The 13,884-nt window shown below is 68.0% G+C and carries 12 protein-coding genes; 1 reads left to right on the top strand and 11 read right to left on the bottom strand.

Annotation, left to right across the window (positions count from 1 at the left end):
* Nucleotides 1-69: 69 nt before the first annotated feature.
* The 9 genes from PAM7066_RS08450 to PAM7066_RS08490 all read right to left on the bottom strand — a co-directional run bounded on the left by PAM7066_RS08450 (nt 70) and on the right by PAM7066_RS08490 (nt 12,215).
* The gene (locus PAM7066_RS08450) at nt 70-1,686 is read right to left on the bottom strand and encodes an ABC transporter ATP-binding protein (RefSeq protein WP_085853722.1); all 1,617 of its coding nucleotides are present in this window, start codon (nt 1,684-1,686) and stop codon (nt 70-72) included.
* Nucleotides 1,683-2,894, bottom strand: coding sequence for an ABC transporter permease (locus PAM7066_RS08455; protein ID WP_085853723.1), 1,212 nt, complete (start codon nt 2,892-2,894; stop codon nt 1,683-1,685). Before PAM7066_RS08455 ends, PAM7066_RS08450 begins: the two co-directional genes overlap by 4 nt.
* Nucleotide 2,895: 1 nt before the next feature.
* Complete coding sequence (locus PAM7066_RS08460; protein ID WP_085853724.1) at nt 2,896-3,981, bottom strand: microcin C ABC transporter permease YejB; 1,086 nt, start codon at nt 3,979-3,981, stop codon at nt 2,896-2,898.
* A gap of 23 nt (nt 3,982-4,004) precedes the next feature.
* Nucleotides 4,005-5,924, bottom strand: coding sequence for an extracellular solute-binding protein (locus tag PAM7066_RS08465; protein ID WP_085853725.1), 1,920 nt, complete (start codon nt 5,922-5,924; stop codon nt 4,005-4,007).
* 163 nt (nt 5,925-6,087) lie between these two features.
* Nucleotides 6,088-6,603 (bottom strand): c-type cytochrome, encoded by a 516-nt coding sequence (locus PAM7066_RS08470; RefSeq protein ID WP_085853726.1) that lies wholly within the window; start codon nt 6,601-6,603, stop codon nt 6,088-6,090.
* 99 nt (nt 6,604-6,702) lie between these two features.
* Entirely contained in the window at nt 6,703-7,617 is a 915-nt protein-coding gene (locus PAM7066_RS08475) for a tyrosine recombinase XerC (RefSeq protein WP_085853727.1), read from the bottom strand.
* A complete protein-coding gene (locus tag PAM7066_RS08480) occupies nt 7,614-8,321 on the bottom strand; it encodes a DUF484 family protein (RefSeq protein WP_085853728.1) in 708 nt (235 codons plus the stop codon). The genes PAM7066_RS08475 and PAM7066_RS08480 overlap by 4 nt, the downstream gene beginning before the upstream one ends.
* 104 nt (nt 8,322-8,425) lie before the next feature.
* Complete coding sequence (locus PAM7066_RS08485) at nt 8,426-11,878, bottom strand: chromosome segregation SMC family protein (protein ID WP_085853932.1); 3,453 nt, start codon at nt 11,876-11,878, stop codon at nt 8,426-8,428.
* 124 nt (nt 11,879-12,002) lie between these two features.
* A complete protein-coding gene (locus PAM7066_RS08490; RefSeq protein ID WP_085853729.1) occupies nt 12,003-12,215 on the bottom strand; it encodes a hypothetical protein in 213 nt (70 codons plus the stop codon).
* Nucleotides 12,216-12,255: 40 nt separating this feature from the next.
* Between PAM7066_RS08490 and PAM7066_RS08495 the strand changes: the two genes are divergently transcribed.
* Nucleotides 12,256-12,699 (top strand): GNAT family N-acetyltransferase, encoded by a 444-nt coding sequence (locus PAM7066_RS08495; RefSeq protein WP_245749633.1) that lies wholly within the window; start codon nt 12,256-12,258, stop codon nt 12,697-12,699.
* On the opposite strand, the gene trhA is transcribed toward PAM7066_RS08495, so the two are convergent.
* Both trhA and mscL read right to left on the bottom strand, forming a co-directional pair.
* A complete protein-coding gene (gene trhA, locus PAM7066_RS08500) occupies nt 12,696-13,367 on the bottom strand; it encodes a PAQR family membrane homeostasis protein TrhA (RefSeq protein WP_085853730.1) in 672 nt (223 codons plus the stop codon). The two genes, PAM7066_RS08495 and trhA, sit on opposite strands and share 4 nt — an antisense overlap.
* A gap of 71 nt (nt 13,368-13,438) precedes the next feature.
* Nucleotides 13,439-13,876, bottom strand: a complete 438-nt coding sequence (gene mscL, locus PAM7066_RS08505) for a large conductance mechanosensitive channel protein MscL (protein WP_085853731.1) — start codon at nt 13,874-13,876, stop codon at nt 13,439-13,441.
* Nucleotides 13,877-13,884 lie beyond the last annotated feature (8 nt).

Genomic DNA, 13,884 nt, shown 5'->3' on the forward strand with positions numbered 1-13,884 from the left:
CCTGGCGCGTCCCCGTTGCGCCGGTCAACGCGCGCACCCCGCTTTTGTTGCGGGGATCGAAAAAGACGTTCAGGCGGCCGAGCCGGCGCGCTTCCCGAAGGCCGCCGCCATCAGCTGGCGGGTGTAGTCGGTCTGCGGTCGGTCGAAGATCTGGTCCACGGGGCCGGCCTCGACCACGTCGCCCTTCTGCATCACCATCACCTTGTGCGACAGCGCGCGAACGACCTTCAGGTCGTGGCTGATGAACAGGTAAGCCAGCCCGTGCTTCCGCTGCAGCTCGCGCAAAAGCTCCACGATCTGCACCTGCACCGTCATGTCGAGCGCCGAGGTCGGCTCGTCCAGCACCACGAGCTTGGGCTGCAGGATCATCGCGCGGGCGATGGCGATCCGCTGGCGCTGTCCGCCCGAGAACTCGTGCGGGTAGCGGTGCATGGTCTCGGGCGGCAGGCCGACCTCGCGCATGATCGCGGCGACTTTGTCGTGCTTCTCGCGCCGGGACAGGTTCGCGTGGATGCCCAGCCCCTCGGCGATGATCTCCTCGACCGTCATGCGCGGGCTGAGCGACCCGAACGGGTCCTGGAACACGATCTGCATGTCGGCGCGCAGGGGCCGCATCCCCCTGCCCTTCAGCTCGTGGATTTCGCGCCCGAGGAAGACGATCGGCCCGTCCGAGCCGATCAGTCGCATGATGGCCAGCGCCAGCGTGGTCTTGCCCGAGCCTGATTCGCCCACGATCCCCAGCGTCTCGCCCTTGCGGACCGACAGGGTCGCGCCGTTGACCGCCTTCACATGCCCCACCGTGCGGCGCAGAAGACCGCGCTGGATCGGGAACCAGATGCGCAGGTCTTTCGTCTCGGCCACCGTTTCGGCCCCCTCGGGGACGGGCGTCGGTCCGCCGATCGATTCCGCCTCGAGCAGCATCCGCGTGTAGGGGTGCTGCGGGTTATCGAAGATCTGCGCGGTGGGGCCGGTCTCGACGATCTCGCCGTCCTTCATCACGCAAACCCGGTCGGCGATCTGGCGCACGATGGTCAGGTCGTGGGTGATGAACAGCATCGACAGGCCCCGTTCCTCCTTCAGCTCCTGCAGAAGGTCGAGAATCTGCGCCTGGATCGTCACGTCGAGCGCGGTGGTCGGTTCGTCCGCAATCAGAAGTTCGGGGCCGTTGGCCAGCGCCATGGCGATCATCACGCGCTGCCGCTGCCCGCCCGAAAGTTGGTGAGGGTAGCTTTTCAGGCGCATCTCGGGATCGGGAATGCCGACCTGGTCCAGAAGCTCCACGATGCGGGCGTGGGCCTTCTGACCGCTCAGCCCCTGGTGCAGCGCAAGGCTTTCCCCCAGTTGCTTTTCGATGGTGTGGAGCGGGTTGAGCGAGGTCATCGGCTCCTGAAAGATGAAGCTGATGTCGTTGCCGCGTATCTCGCGCAGGGTCTTCTCCGAGGCGCCCACCAGCTCTCGACCGCCGAACTTGGCCGAGCCCTCGATCCTGGCCGAGCCGGGCAGCAGTTCGACCGTCGAAAGCGCGGTGACGGATTTTCCCGAGCCCGACTCGCCCACCAGCGCGACCGTCTCGCCCCGTCCCACGTCGAAGGATACGCCGCGCACCGCATGGGTCACGGCCCCTTCCTGACTGAAGCGAATGTTCAGGTCGCGGACCTGGAGGACGGGATCTGCTGGGTCGGTCACTGGAAGGTCTTCCTCGGGTCGAACGCGTCGCGGATGCCCTCGAAGATGAAGACGAGAAGCGACAGCATGATCGCGAAGGTGAAGAACGCGGTGAAGGCGAGCCACGGCGCCTGCAGGTTCTGCTTGGCCTGCAGCGTCAGCTCACCGAGCGAGGGGGACGAGGACGGCAGGCCGAAGCCGAGGAAATCCAGCGAGGCCAGCGTCGAGATCGTGCCCGTGATGATGAAGGGCAGCATGGTCAGCGTGGCCACCATCGCGTTCGGCAGCATGTGGCGGAACATGATGGTCCAGTTTCCGACCCCCAGCGCGCGAGCCGCGCGGATGTATTCGAAGTTGCGGGCGCGCAGGAACTCGGCCCGGACGACGCCCACCAGCGCCGGCCATCCGAAGAGGACGGTGACGAAGACCAGCAACCAGAATCCTCTACCCAGGATCGCGAAGAGGATGATGATGACGTAGAGCGACGGGGTCGAGACCCAGATCTCGATGATGCGCTGGAAGAACAGGTCGGTCTTGCCGCCGAAGAAGCCTTGGACCGCGCCCGCCACGATACCGATCAGCGTCGTCAGGACCGTCACGATCAGGGTGAACAGGATCGACAGGCGGAAGCCGTAGATCACCCGCGCCGCCACGTCCCGCGCGGTGTCGTCTGTCCCGAGGATATGCGTCGCATCCGGGGCCGACGGTGCCGCACCGCCGATATCGGCGATGGTGTCGTAGCTGTAGCGGATTGGTGGCCAGACGAGCCAGCCGGCCTCGACCCCCGCGGCGGTGGTGCCCGACGCGATGATCCCCTCGGGGTCGTCGAAGCAGTCCTCGAGCCCGCCCGAGCGGATCAGGCATTCGACCTCGACATCGGCATAGACGGCCTCGGTCCGGAAGTCGCCGCCGAAGGTCGTCTCGGGGTAGAAGCTGAAAATCGGCGCGTAGAGCTCGCCGTCGTAGTTGACGAGGATCGGCTTGTCGTTGGCGATGAACTCGGCGCAGAGCGACAGGCCGAAGAGCACGCAGAACAGGATCAGCGACCAGAAGGCCCGCCCGTTGCGGCGGAAGTTCCGCCACCGGCGCTGGTTCAGCGGCGACAAGGTCGGCCGGCGGCGGCGCGGCTCGACCGGAGGCGGCGCGTCGTGCCCGCCCGCAGCGGGACGGGGCGGCGCCATGTCGATGCCCGGCTCGTCGGGGCCGTGGACGTTGCCTTCGCGGGTCATCTCAACCCTCCCGCGTTTCGAAGTCGATGCGGGGATCGACGAAGACATACATCAGGTCCGCCAGGATCCCGACGACAAGGGTCATCAGGCTGAACACGAAGAGCGTTCCGAAGATCACCGGGTAGTCGCGCGCCACCGCGGCTTCGAATCCCAGCCGGCCGAGCCCGTCGAGCGAGAAGATCGTCTCGATGATGATCGAGCCGGTGAAGAACACGCCGATGAACACGCTGGGAAAGCCCGCGATGATGATGAGCATCGCGTTGCGGAAGACGTGGCCATAGAGGACCTGCGACTCCTTCAGACCCTTGGCGCGAGCGGTGGTGACGTACTGCTTCTTGATCTCGTCCAGGAACGAGTTCTTCGTCAGCAGCGTCAGCGTCGCGAAGGCCGAGATGGTCGAGGCGATCACGGGCAGCGCGATGTGCCACAGGTAGTCGCCGATCTTGCCCAGAAGGCTCAACTGCTCGAAGTTGTCCGAAGTCAGACCCCGCAGCGGGAAGATCTGGAGATACGAGCCCCCCGCGAACAGCACCAGCAGCAGGATCGCGAAGAGAAACCCGGGGATCGCGTAGGCCACCACGATCAGCGCCGAGGTCCAGGTGTCGAACGACGATCCGTCGCGCACGGCCTTGCGGATGCCCAGCGGGATCGACACGAGGTAGGCGATCACCGTGGACCAGAGCCCGAGCGAAATCGAGACCGGCATCTTTTCGAGCACGAGGTCGATCACGCTGATGGAACGGAAGTAGCTCTCGCCGAAATCGAGGCGCATGTAGTTCCAGATCATCGTGAAGAAGCGTTCGAGCGGCGGCTTGTCGAACCCGAACTCGCGCTCCAGTTCGGCGATGAACTCGGGCGGCAGGCCGCGGGCGCCGGCGTATTCCGTGCCGCCGCCGCCTTCGAACTCCATCGGCTGGCCGCCGCCGCCCGAGATGCCCGAAAAGACGTCGCCCGAACCCTCCATCCGGGCGATGACCTGCTCGATCGGTCCGCCGGGGACGAACTGGGTCAGGATGAAATTGACCACCATGATCCCGAACAGCGTCGGAATGATCAGCAGCAATCGCCGAAGGATGTACGCTCCCAACAGTCAGACTCCGTCGTGCGGGATCAGAACGCGCCGGCGGCGCGAAGCTCTTCCTCGGCCTCGTCGTCCCACCACCAGAAGTCAATGGCACCGACGCCCAGGGGCGGAAGATCCTCGGGATGCTGGTAGACGTTGTAGTAGGCGACCCAGGTCTCGGGGTTGTACTGGAACGGGATGTCGAACGAGATCCGCCGCAGCGTCCGGTCGAGCGCATGGGTCGCGGCCGTCAGATCCTCGAGCGTATCGGCCTCGGTCGTGACCACCTCGATCAGTCGGTCCACCGCGTCGCTGCGGAGCCGCATGATGTTGCGCGAGCTGTCGGCGGCATCCTCGGACCCGAACCATTGCTCCAGCCCGGTCGAAGGCTCGAACCCGAAGCGGAAGATCTGGTTGGTGAGGTCGAAATTGCCCTCGCGGCGGCGCTGGACATATTGCGCCGTGTCCACCCGTTCGAGGTTGCCCTGCACGCCGATCAGCTCGAGGTTCGACAGGAAGGGCGCGATGACCTTGTCGTATTGCGGGTTGAACTGGATGAAGGTCAGCGTCAGCGGCTCGCCATCCTTGCGGCGCACGCCGTCCTCGCCAGTCTCCCACCCCGCCGCTTCCAGCAGCGCACCCGCGGCACGGATGATGCGGCGGTTGGGGCGGTTGGTGGTCGCATCGTGCTCGACCGGCACCGCGGCCGGCTCGGTCAGGATTTCGGGGTCGAGAAGCCCCTCGTCCACCAGAGGCTGCAGGATCGCGATTTCCTCGGCGCTAGGCGGGCCCTCGGCCGCAAGGTCGGTGTTGTTCCAGAAGCTGACCGGCTGGCGGTAAGCGCCGTAATAGAGCGTATCGTTCGACCAGGCGAAGTTGAACATCATCCCGATGGCCTCGCGGACGCGGCGGTCCTGCCACTTCTCCTTGTCGAGGTTGAAGACCCAGCTGAACCGCTCGCCGACGCTGCCGGTCTCGATCTCTTCGCGGGTCACGTAGCCGTTCGACAGGGCGCGGAATTCGTAGGCGGTGTTCCAGTCGGCCGGGTCGGTCTCGGCCCGGTAGAGATACTCGCCCGCCTTGAACGCCTCGAGCGCGGCGGAGGTGTCGGCGAAATACTCGATCCGGATCGAGTCGAAGTTGTTGCGGCCCTGGTTCAGGGGCAAGTCGGCGCCCCAGTAGTCGGGGTCCTTGGCATAGACCACCTGCCGGTTGTACTCGACGCCATCCAGCACGTAGGGCCCCGTCGTCATGAAGGGCTCGGTCGCGCTTTCATCCAGCCGGGTTCCGGTTTCCTCGAACCAGTCCTTCGAGAACACCGGGCTGCCGCCCGCCTGCTGCACGCGGACATTCTTCGGCATGAAATCCGAGAAGTTGAAGCGCACGGTGTGGTCGTCGATCACCTCGATCGAGTCGTAGAACTGCGCGGCCGACGTGCGGTATTCGGTGATGCCCTGCTCGACGAAAAGCTCGTGGGTGAACTTCACGTCCTCGGCGGTCATCGGCTCGCCGTTCTGGAAGGTCACGTCGTCGCGCAGGTGGAAGGTCGCGTAGGTGCGGTCCTCGTCGTATTCGACGGTCTCGCACAGGAAGCAGTATGATCCGTAAGGATCGTCGAGCGTCTCGGTCATCAGGCGCTCGGTTCCGATATCGGCCAGCGCCGCCGGGACGCCGGCTCGGGTATACAGGTTGAAGCTGTCGAAATTGCCGAGCGACCAGGTCGAGAACGTGCCGCCCTTGGGCGCGTCTGGGTTGACGTAATCCAGCACCTCGCCGGGGCCGTATTTCAGCTCGCCGAAATTGGTGTAGCCGTGGCTGGTCGTGACGTCTTCCGCCTCCTGCGCGAAGGCGGCGGTAGCCAGCGCGACAATGGCGGCGCCGGTCAGCAGGGCCTGCATCGCCAGACGCTGCGCCGAGCTTTCGGCCCGGGCGATCGCGATCGCGGATTGGGGGCGGCGGGAAGGCATAGGCGTCTCCGTCACATGGTGAGGTCACGTGAAGCTACGGGACGGGTCCGCGAACATTCAAGTTGAATTGTGGTGATGCGCCCGTGAGCGGCCGAGCCGGGCCGCGCGACACGAAAAGGCCGGCCGCGAAGGGCCGGCCCGGTCGCCTGAAGGATGTCCGGATTCAGCCGCCGACGCTTTGGAGGTAAGCGATGACGTTCGCCCGATCCTCGATGCTGCTGAGGCCCGCGAAGCTCATCGTGGTTCCCGACGCCGTGCCGCGCGGATTCTGCAGGAAGGTGCTCAGGTTTTCGGGGGTCCAGACGTCGAAATGCTCGGACAGTGCGCCCGAGTAGTTGAAGCCGGCGACTGCGCCCACCTCGCGATCGACCACGCCGTCAAGGTGCGGGCCGGTGGCGTTCGAGCCGTCGATGTTGTGGCAGGCGCGGCACTTGCCGAACACGCGCTCGCCGGCGCCGGCATCGGCCGAGGCGAACACTTCCTCGAAGGCGGGACCTTCTTCTTCGACTTCACCCTCGCCGCTATCCTCGACCGGGATCGTATAGGCTTGCGCGTGCTCGTCGCCGTGACCGCCGCCCACGTGATAGATTGCCTCGGCGGCCCAGCCACCCAGCAGAAACACCAGGAGGGAGCCGCAGAAGCCGCCCACGATCTTGGTCAGGGTCATGGTGTCGAACATTCGCTCTCGCCTCCAAATCGAAGTCGGCCACTCTCTATCCGCAATTTCGCGCCCTGTTCAAGCGTCAACCCATGCGACGTTTCGGCCAATCTTCGGGACTCACCCCCGCGGGTGCGCCTTTTCATAGACCGCCATCAACCGCGCCGTATCGACGCCGGTATAGGCCTGAGTGGTCGATAGCGACGCATGGCCCAGCAATTCCTGGATCGCGCGCAGGTCGCCTCCGGCCGCCAGAAGGTGCGTCGCGAAGGAATGGCGAAAGGCGTGCGGGGTCGCGGAGGCCGGAAGCCCAAGCTGCAACCGGGCACGCTCCACCGCGCGGGCGATGATCCGCGTGTTCAGCGGCCCGCCCTTTGCGCCGCGAAACAGGGCCTCATCGGAGGGCAGGTCGTGGGGGCAGAGGGACCGGTAGGTCTCGACCGCGGCGCGCGCGACGGGCAGGACGGGCACGATCCGTTCCTTCCCGCCCTTGCCGGTGATCCGCAGCGTCTCGGGCAGCGGCGCCGACGCACCATCCAGGCCAAGCGCCTCGGAGATGCGCAGCCCGCAGCCCCACAGAAGCGTCAGCACGGCTGTGTCGCGGGCGGCGATCCAGGGCTCGGTCGCCTGGGTTCCGGCCGTGCCGATCATGTCGCGCGCGGCCTCTTCGCTCATCGGGCGGGGCAGCTTGCGCTGGAACTTCGGGCTCCGCGCCGAGAGAATCGCCGTGACGTCGAACCCCTCGCGCTCGGCCACCCAGCCCGCGAAGGTGCGCACCGCCGACAGCTTGCGCGCCAGAGACCGGGCGGACAGACCGCCGCCACGTTCGGCGGCCATCCACGCGCGCATGTCCGGCACGCCCACCCGCGACAGAAGCGCCGCACCGGTCTCTTCACCGACATGGCCCAACTGGAACTTGAGGAACCCCGCCACATCCGCGCGATAGGCCTCGACCGTCGCCGGGGACGCCGCCTCGATCCCGCGCAGGTGATCGCACCAGCGGGACAGCAGATCGGCGAGGCCCGGCGTGATCACGTCAGGAAACGGCGCAGGGCACGCTCCAGCACGCCGGCGAAGAACCCCAGAAGGTCGGTCCCTTGCCCCGGCGCGAATTGCTGCGGGTCCTCTGCGCCCAGCACCAGCATTCCCGGCAGACGCCCCTCGCCCAGGTCCAGCGTCAGGCACGCCTCCGAGCGGATCGCCGCCGCCTTCGGACCATGGATATCCGGGTCGCCGCCATCGACCTGCCGCAGTGTGACCCGCCGCGGCGCCCCGCCCCGGGCGAGCCCCGCGAACAGGCTGACCCAGCCTTTCTCCGCAAGGCCGAGGGTCCGCTCCAGGTCGCCCAGATGCGCGGTGGACCGGTCGCCCGCGGTCTCGAGGATCAGCTTCATGCCGTCCACCCGCAGCGTATCGCCCACCGGGCCGGCGAGCGCCTCGAGGAAACCGTCGAAGCTGTCATGCTCCAGCAGCGCGAGGATCGCGCGGTGCACCATGTTCGTGCCGGCGAGGTTCTCGTAGGCGGCCGCGATCACGTTGCGATGCGTGTCCTCGAGCCGGTCGAGCCGCGCCTCGAGCCGCTCCATCGCAAGGCCGCGCATGTCCACGACGTTGCCGCCGCGCATCCCGTCGGCGGCACCGACAAGCGCGCGCATCAGCTCGGCATCCTCGAGGATCCGGTCGGGGTCGGAAAGAAGCTGGTCGCGGACCTGCGGGTCCGCCAGGGGAGAAATATTCATGATTGCCTGCTCGTTTTTTTTGCAGGCTAGCATGGGTCCGCGGCTCGGCCTAGCCGCGCCGGGCGGGCGGCACGGAGGCGATGCAACCCTGCGACAGGCGGGGGTCAGGCCACCATCTGCTCGGCGCGCTTCAGGTCCACGCTGACGAGCTGGCTGACCCCCTGTTCGGCCATGGTCACGCCGAAGAGGCGGTCCATCCGCGCCATCGTTACCGCGTGGTGCGTGATGATGAGGAACCGCGTCTCGGTCCGGCGGGTCATCTCGTCCAGCAGATCGCAGAAACGGGTGACGTTCGCATCGTCAAGCGGCGCGTCCACCTCGTCCAGCACGCAGATCGGCGAGGGGTTGGCAAGGAACACGGCAAAGATCAGCGCCATCGCGGTCAGCGTCTGCTCGCCCCCCGACAGCAGCGAGAGGGTCGACAGCTTCTTGCCCGGGGGCTGGCACAGGATTTCCAGCCCTGCGTCCAGCGGGTCGTCGCTTTCGATCAGCTCGAGCCGCGCCTCGCCGCCGCCGAAGAGGCTCTGGAACAGGGTCCCGAAAGAGCGGTTCACCTCTTCGAACGCGGTCAGCAGCCGCTCGCGCCCCTCGCGGTTGAGGCCCGCGATCCCCTTGCGCAGCTCGGCGATCGCGGCGTCGAGGTCGGCCTTCTCCGAGATCAGCGTGCCATGCTCGGCCTCGACCTCCTTGGCGTCCTCTTCCGCACGCAGGTTCACGGCGCCAAGGCTGTCGCGTTTCTGGCGCAGGGTGGCGATCTCGACCTCGATCTCGCGCGAGGGGGGAAGTTGGGCGGGATCGGTGACCGCCAGCTTCTCGACCAGCGCGTCGGGGGCGAGGTCGAGGTCCTCGCGGATCCTCGCTTCGGCGGCCTGGACGGTCTCGGCCGCGGCGTCCCGCGCGGCCTCGGCGGCGGCGCGGGCCTCGCGCGCTTCGCCGGCGGCACGCTCGGTCTGGCGCTCGGCGGCGGCGGTGTCGGTCTGCCGGGCCTCGCCCTCGCGCAGGGCGGCGGCGGCCGTTTCGGCGCGGGCCGTCGCCTCGGTCAGAGCGCGGCCGGTCTTGGCCTGCGCCTCGGCGATGGCGCGGGGCGCGCGTTCGGCCTCGGCCAGCTCGTGCTCGGTCCGGTCGCGGCGCGCGGTCAGGTCGCCCAGCCGGCCGCCCGCATTCTCGAGCCGGCCGCGCCACGAGGTCAGCTCGCGGGCGATCGCGGCGAGGCGCTTGTCGCGCGCATCGCCCTCGCGCTTCAGCTCGTCATGGGCGGCGCGCTTGGCCATGGTGGTCATGCGCGCGGCATCCACAGTCATCTTCATGTCGGCCACGCCGGCGCGCAGGGTCCCCAGATCGGCGAGACCCTCCATCCCCTTCTCTGCCTCGACGAGGCTGTCGCGGGCGCCTTCGGCCTCGGCCTCGTGTCGGTCGACGGCGTCCTCGGCCGTTTGCAGGCGACCCTCTGCGAGGTCGCGGTCGGCCTCGGCGCGCGAGAGCGTTCGCGCGATCTCGGCAACCTGCGCATCCGCGGCACGACGCTCGTCGCGGGCTGCGCGATCGGCTTCCGTCAGGTTCTTCAGGCGCGCCTCGATCTCGGCATGCGCCTCGGCGGCGGAGTCGGCGCGATCGTCGAGATCGGCCAGCTCGGCGTCCAGCGCAGCGAGGCGGTTCTTCTGCTGGAGGCGCAGCGCCGCCTGGCCTGGCGCGTCCTCGGGGCGGGTGCGGAAGCCATCCCAGCGCCAGAGGTGCCCCTCGGCGCTGACAAGGCGCTGGCCGGGCTGCAGCGCGGCCTGCATCCTTGCGCCCTGCCCGGCCTCCACCAGCCCCACATGCGCCAGCCGGCGACCCAGTTCGGCCGGGGCCGTGACGTGCGACCCGAGCGGCCGGGCGCCGTCGGGCAGCGGGGTCGCGTCGTCGTAGTCGGGCAGGCGTGCCCAGCCGGTGCCGTCCTCGGTCAGGGGCGCGCTCAGGTCGCCGGCGAGGGCGGCGCCAAGGGCGGTCTCGAAGCCGGGCTCGACCCGGATGCGGTCCATTACCGCGTCCGCCTGGCCGGCGTCGCGCGCGACGAGGCGGCTCAGCGCCTGGTGCTCGGCGCGGAGGGCCTGGCGCTCGCTCTCGGCTGCGGCGCGGGCTGCGCGGGCGTCGGCCTCGTCGGACTGGATCGCGGCGCGAGCCGCTTCGGCCTCTTGCAGGGCGACATCCGCGCGGGCAGCGCGGTCGGTCGCGTCCGCCTGCTGCGCCTCGGCTGCGGCGACGCGTTCGGCGGCCTCGATCCGGGCAGTCTCGGCCTTGGCGACGGTCGCGCGCGCGGTGGTGGCGGCGGCTTCGGCGCGGGCCAGCCCGTTGCGGCAATCCGCCACGAAGCGCTCGGCCGACTGGTGACGCGCGGCAAGGCGAGCCACGTCCTCGGTCAACCGCGCGAGCGCGCCTTCGCGCTCGCCCAGCACGCGGGCGGCATCCTCGGCGGCCTCGGCAGCGCCGGCGAGGTCCGCGTCGAAGCCCTCGGTCGCGTCGATCAGCTCGGCCCGCTCGTCTTCAAGACGGTCGACCGACTCGTCGGCATCGGCGTTCAGCGCCGTTTCTCGGTCGATATCCTTGCCCAGCTGGCGCAGACGCCCCGAGAGCCGCTGGATCGTTTCATCCGCCTGCCGGGCCTGGTCGGCGAGCGACGCGGCCTCGAGTTCCAGCTTCTGGACCAGCGCACGCGCCACGGCATCCTCTTCGCGCAAGTCGGGCATGGCCGCATCGGCCGCCTCGCGCGCTTCGGTCGCCTCGCGCGCGGCCCGCTCGGCCTCGGCGGCGGCGGTGGCGCGCTGCTGCAACAGGGTGCGGGCGCGGTCCAGCGCGTCCTCGGCTTCGCGCCACCGGCGATAGAGCAGCAACCCCTCTGCCCGGCGCAATTGGTCGCCGATCTCGCGATAGCGCGCAGCCTGCCTGGCCTGCCGCGCGAGCGTGTTCAACTGCTGCGCCAACTGATCCACCGTGTCGTCGAGCCGCGCGAGGTTCGCTTCGGCCCCCTTCAGCTTCAGTTCGGCCTCGTGGCGCCGCTGGTAGAGCCCCGCGATCCCCGCCGCATCCTCGAGGATTCGGCGGCGGTTCTTCGGCTTGGCATGGATCAGTTCGCTGATCTGCCCCTGCCGCACCAGCGCCGGAGAGGTCGCGCCGGTCGCCGCGTCCGCGAACAGCATCTGCACGTCGCGCGCCCGCACGTCCTTGCCCTGCGCCTTGTAGGCGCTGCCGGCGTCACGGGTGATGCGGCGAATGATGTCGATCGCATCCGCATCGTTGAACTGCGCCGGCGCAAGGCGGTCGGCATTGTCGATGGTCAGCGAAACCTCGGCGAAGTTGCGCGCGGCACGGGTGGCGGTGCCGGCGAAGATCACGTCCTCCATCCCGCCGCCGCGCATTGCCGTGGGTCGGTTCTCGCCCATGACCCAGCGCAGCGCCTCGAGAAGGTTCGACTTGCCGCAGCCATTGGGGCCGACCACGCCGGTCAGGCCGGCCTGGATCACCAGGTCGGTCTGATCGACGAAGGACTTGAACCCGTTGAGGCGGAGGCGCGTGAACTGCATGGACCCTGCCGGCTGCTCGATTGCGTCCATGTTCGAGGCAGCGGAGGCCAAAGTCAACGCGGACGGCCCCATATCGGGGCCGTCCGCCCACCTTATCCACAAGATATGGCGGGTACCCGCCGATCTAGTCGTTGCCGTTATGCGGCTTGGAGCCACGGATCGGCTTGGCGCGCCGCTCGTCTGTCGCGGTGTCGTCGGCCGGGGCGGACGGCTTGTCGAACTTCGTCTTGCCGGTGCCCCCGGACTTGCCCTGATCGGCATTTTGCGGACCGAAATCGGACTTCTTGGTCTTCTCGTTGTCGTGGGTCTTCTCGGTCTTGTCGCTTTCGTGGCTCATGGCCATTCCCTTCCGCGCTTGTTCGGAAGAGAAACGCAGGATGCAGATCACGGTTCACCCCTGCGACCCCATGGACCGGGCCGTTCGGCGGCGCTTGGCCGAGAGCGCCGCCCTGATGGCCTGCCTTTTCCCGCCCGACGACCATCACGGCATCGACGGCAGCGAGCCGGATCTCAGCATGTGGGCGGCGCACTCTGGCGGGGCGGTCGTCGGCACTGCGGCGTTGGCGATGCGCGAGGGCTACGGCGAGGTGAAGGGCATGTTCGTCGCGCCCGAAGTGCGGGGCCACGGCATCGGCATGAGGTTGCTGGAAGCGGTCGAAGGGGCCGCGCGCGACGAGGGCCTGCTGATCTTGCGGCTCGATACGGGGGCGACGCTCGATGCGGCCTGTCGCCTCTATGCCGGGGCGGGCTTCGTGCCGTGTGAAGCGTTCGGCGACTATGCCTCCGGGACGACCTCGATCTTCATGGAAAAGCTCCTCTAGCCGAGGGCGGGCATGGGTCCGAGCTGTCGCGTGACCTCGACGCACATCGCCGCGTAGATCAGGCCCGACGCGATTACCACGAAGCCGTGCCAGATGGCCGTGTGGAAGGGCAGACGCTCCCACAGGTAGAACAGGACCCCGACGGTATAGAGCACCCCGGCCGTGGCGATCAGCGCGACGGCTCCGGGTGTCAGCCCCTCAATGATGTCGCGTCCGACCCAGACGCCGACCCACCCCATCCCGAGGTAAAGGCTCAGCCCCAGCCAGCGCAGCCTGTCCGGCGCGATGATCTTGAGGGACGACCCCCCGATGGCCACCATCCAGAGCCCGGCGAGGAACGCCATGCCCCCGCCCCCGGTCATGGCGGCCAAGGGCGTGAAGCTGCCGGCGATCTTGAGGTAGATGGCCGAATGGTCGAGGCGGCGGAACACCGGCGTGAACCGGTGCTCGCGCGTCATGTTGTAGAGCGCCGAGCATCCCAGCATCCCCACCAGCGTCGTGCCGTAGATCGAGACGGCAGTGACGACCGCGACGTCTCCGCGCCATTCGACGCTGAGCCACACCAGCACCGGCACCGCCGCCAGCGCGCAGGCGAGGCCGATCATGTGCACCACGGCATCCGAAAGTTGCTCGGCGCGCGCGTACCGGTTGAGGGTCTCACGGGTCATGCCGTTCAACCTAGGGCACGCCGGTGAAGGTTTCATTGCCTTGAACCTGTCCGCGCGCTTTTTTCGCAACGTCAGGTGCCATCTTTCCGGAGCGTGTCCCGGATCTCGATCAGCACGTCGAGCTGCGAGGGCCCGGTGGGGACCGTGGGCGCGACATCGTCGGGCTTCTCGGCCGCCTTCTTGATGCGGTTCACCAGCTTGACCAGCATGAACACCACCATGGCGACAATGAAGAAGTTGATGATCGCGGTCACGAAAGAGCCGTAGGCGAAGATCGCGGCACCCGCCTCGCGCGCGGCGTCGAGACCGATGCCCGGCGGCACCTCGCCCGACAGGACCACATACATCGAGGTGAAATCGATACCCCCCAGGACGAGGCCGATCATCGGGTTGATGATATCGTTCACCAGGCTCTGCACGATCGAAGTGAAGGCCGCGCCCACGATGATGCCGACGGCAAGATCGATGACGTTGCCCTTGGCGATGAAGTCCTTGAATTCCTGTATCATGCTGTCCC

The sequence above is a fragment of the Palleronia marisminoris genome (assembly GCF_900172315.1).
In the GTDB taxonomy this organism is placed as follows: domain Bacteria; phylum Pseudomonadota; class Alphaproteobacteria; order Rhodobacterales; family Rhodobacteraceae; genus Palleronia; species Palleronia marisminoris.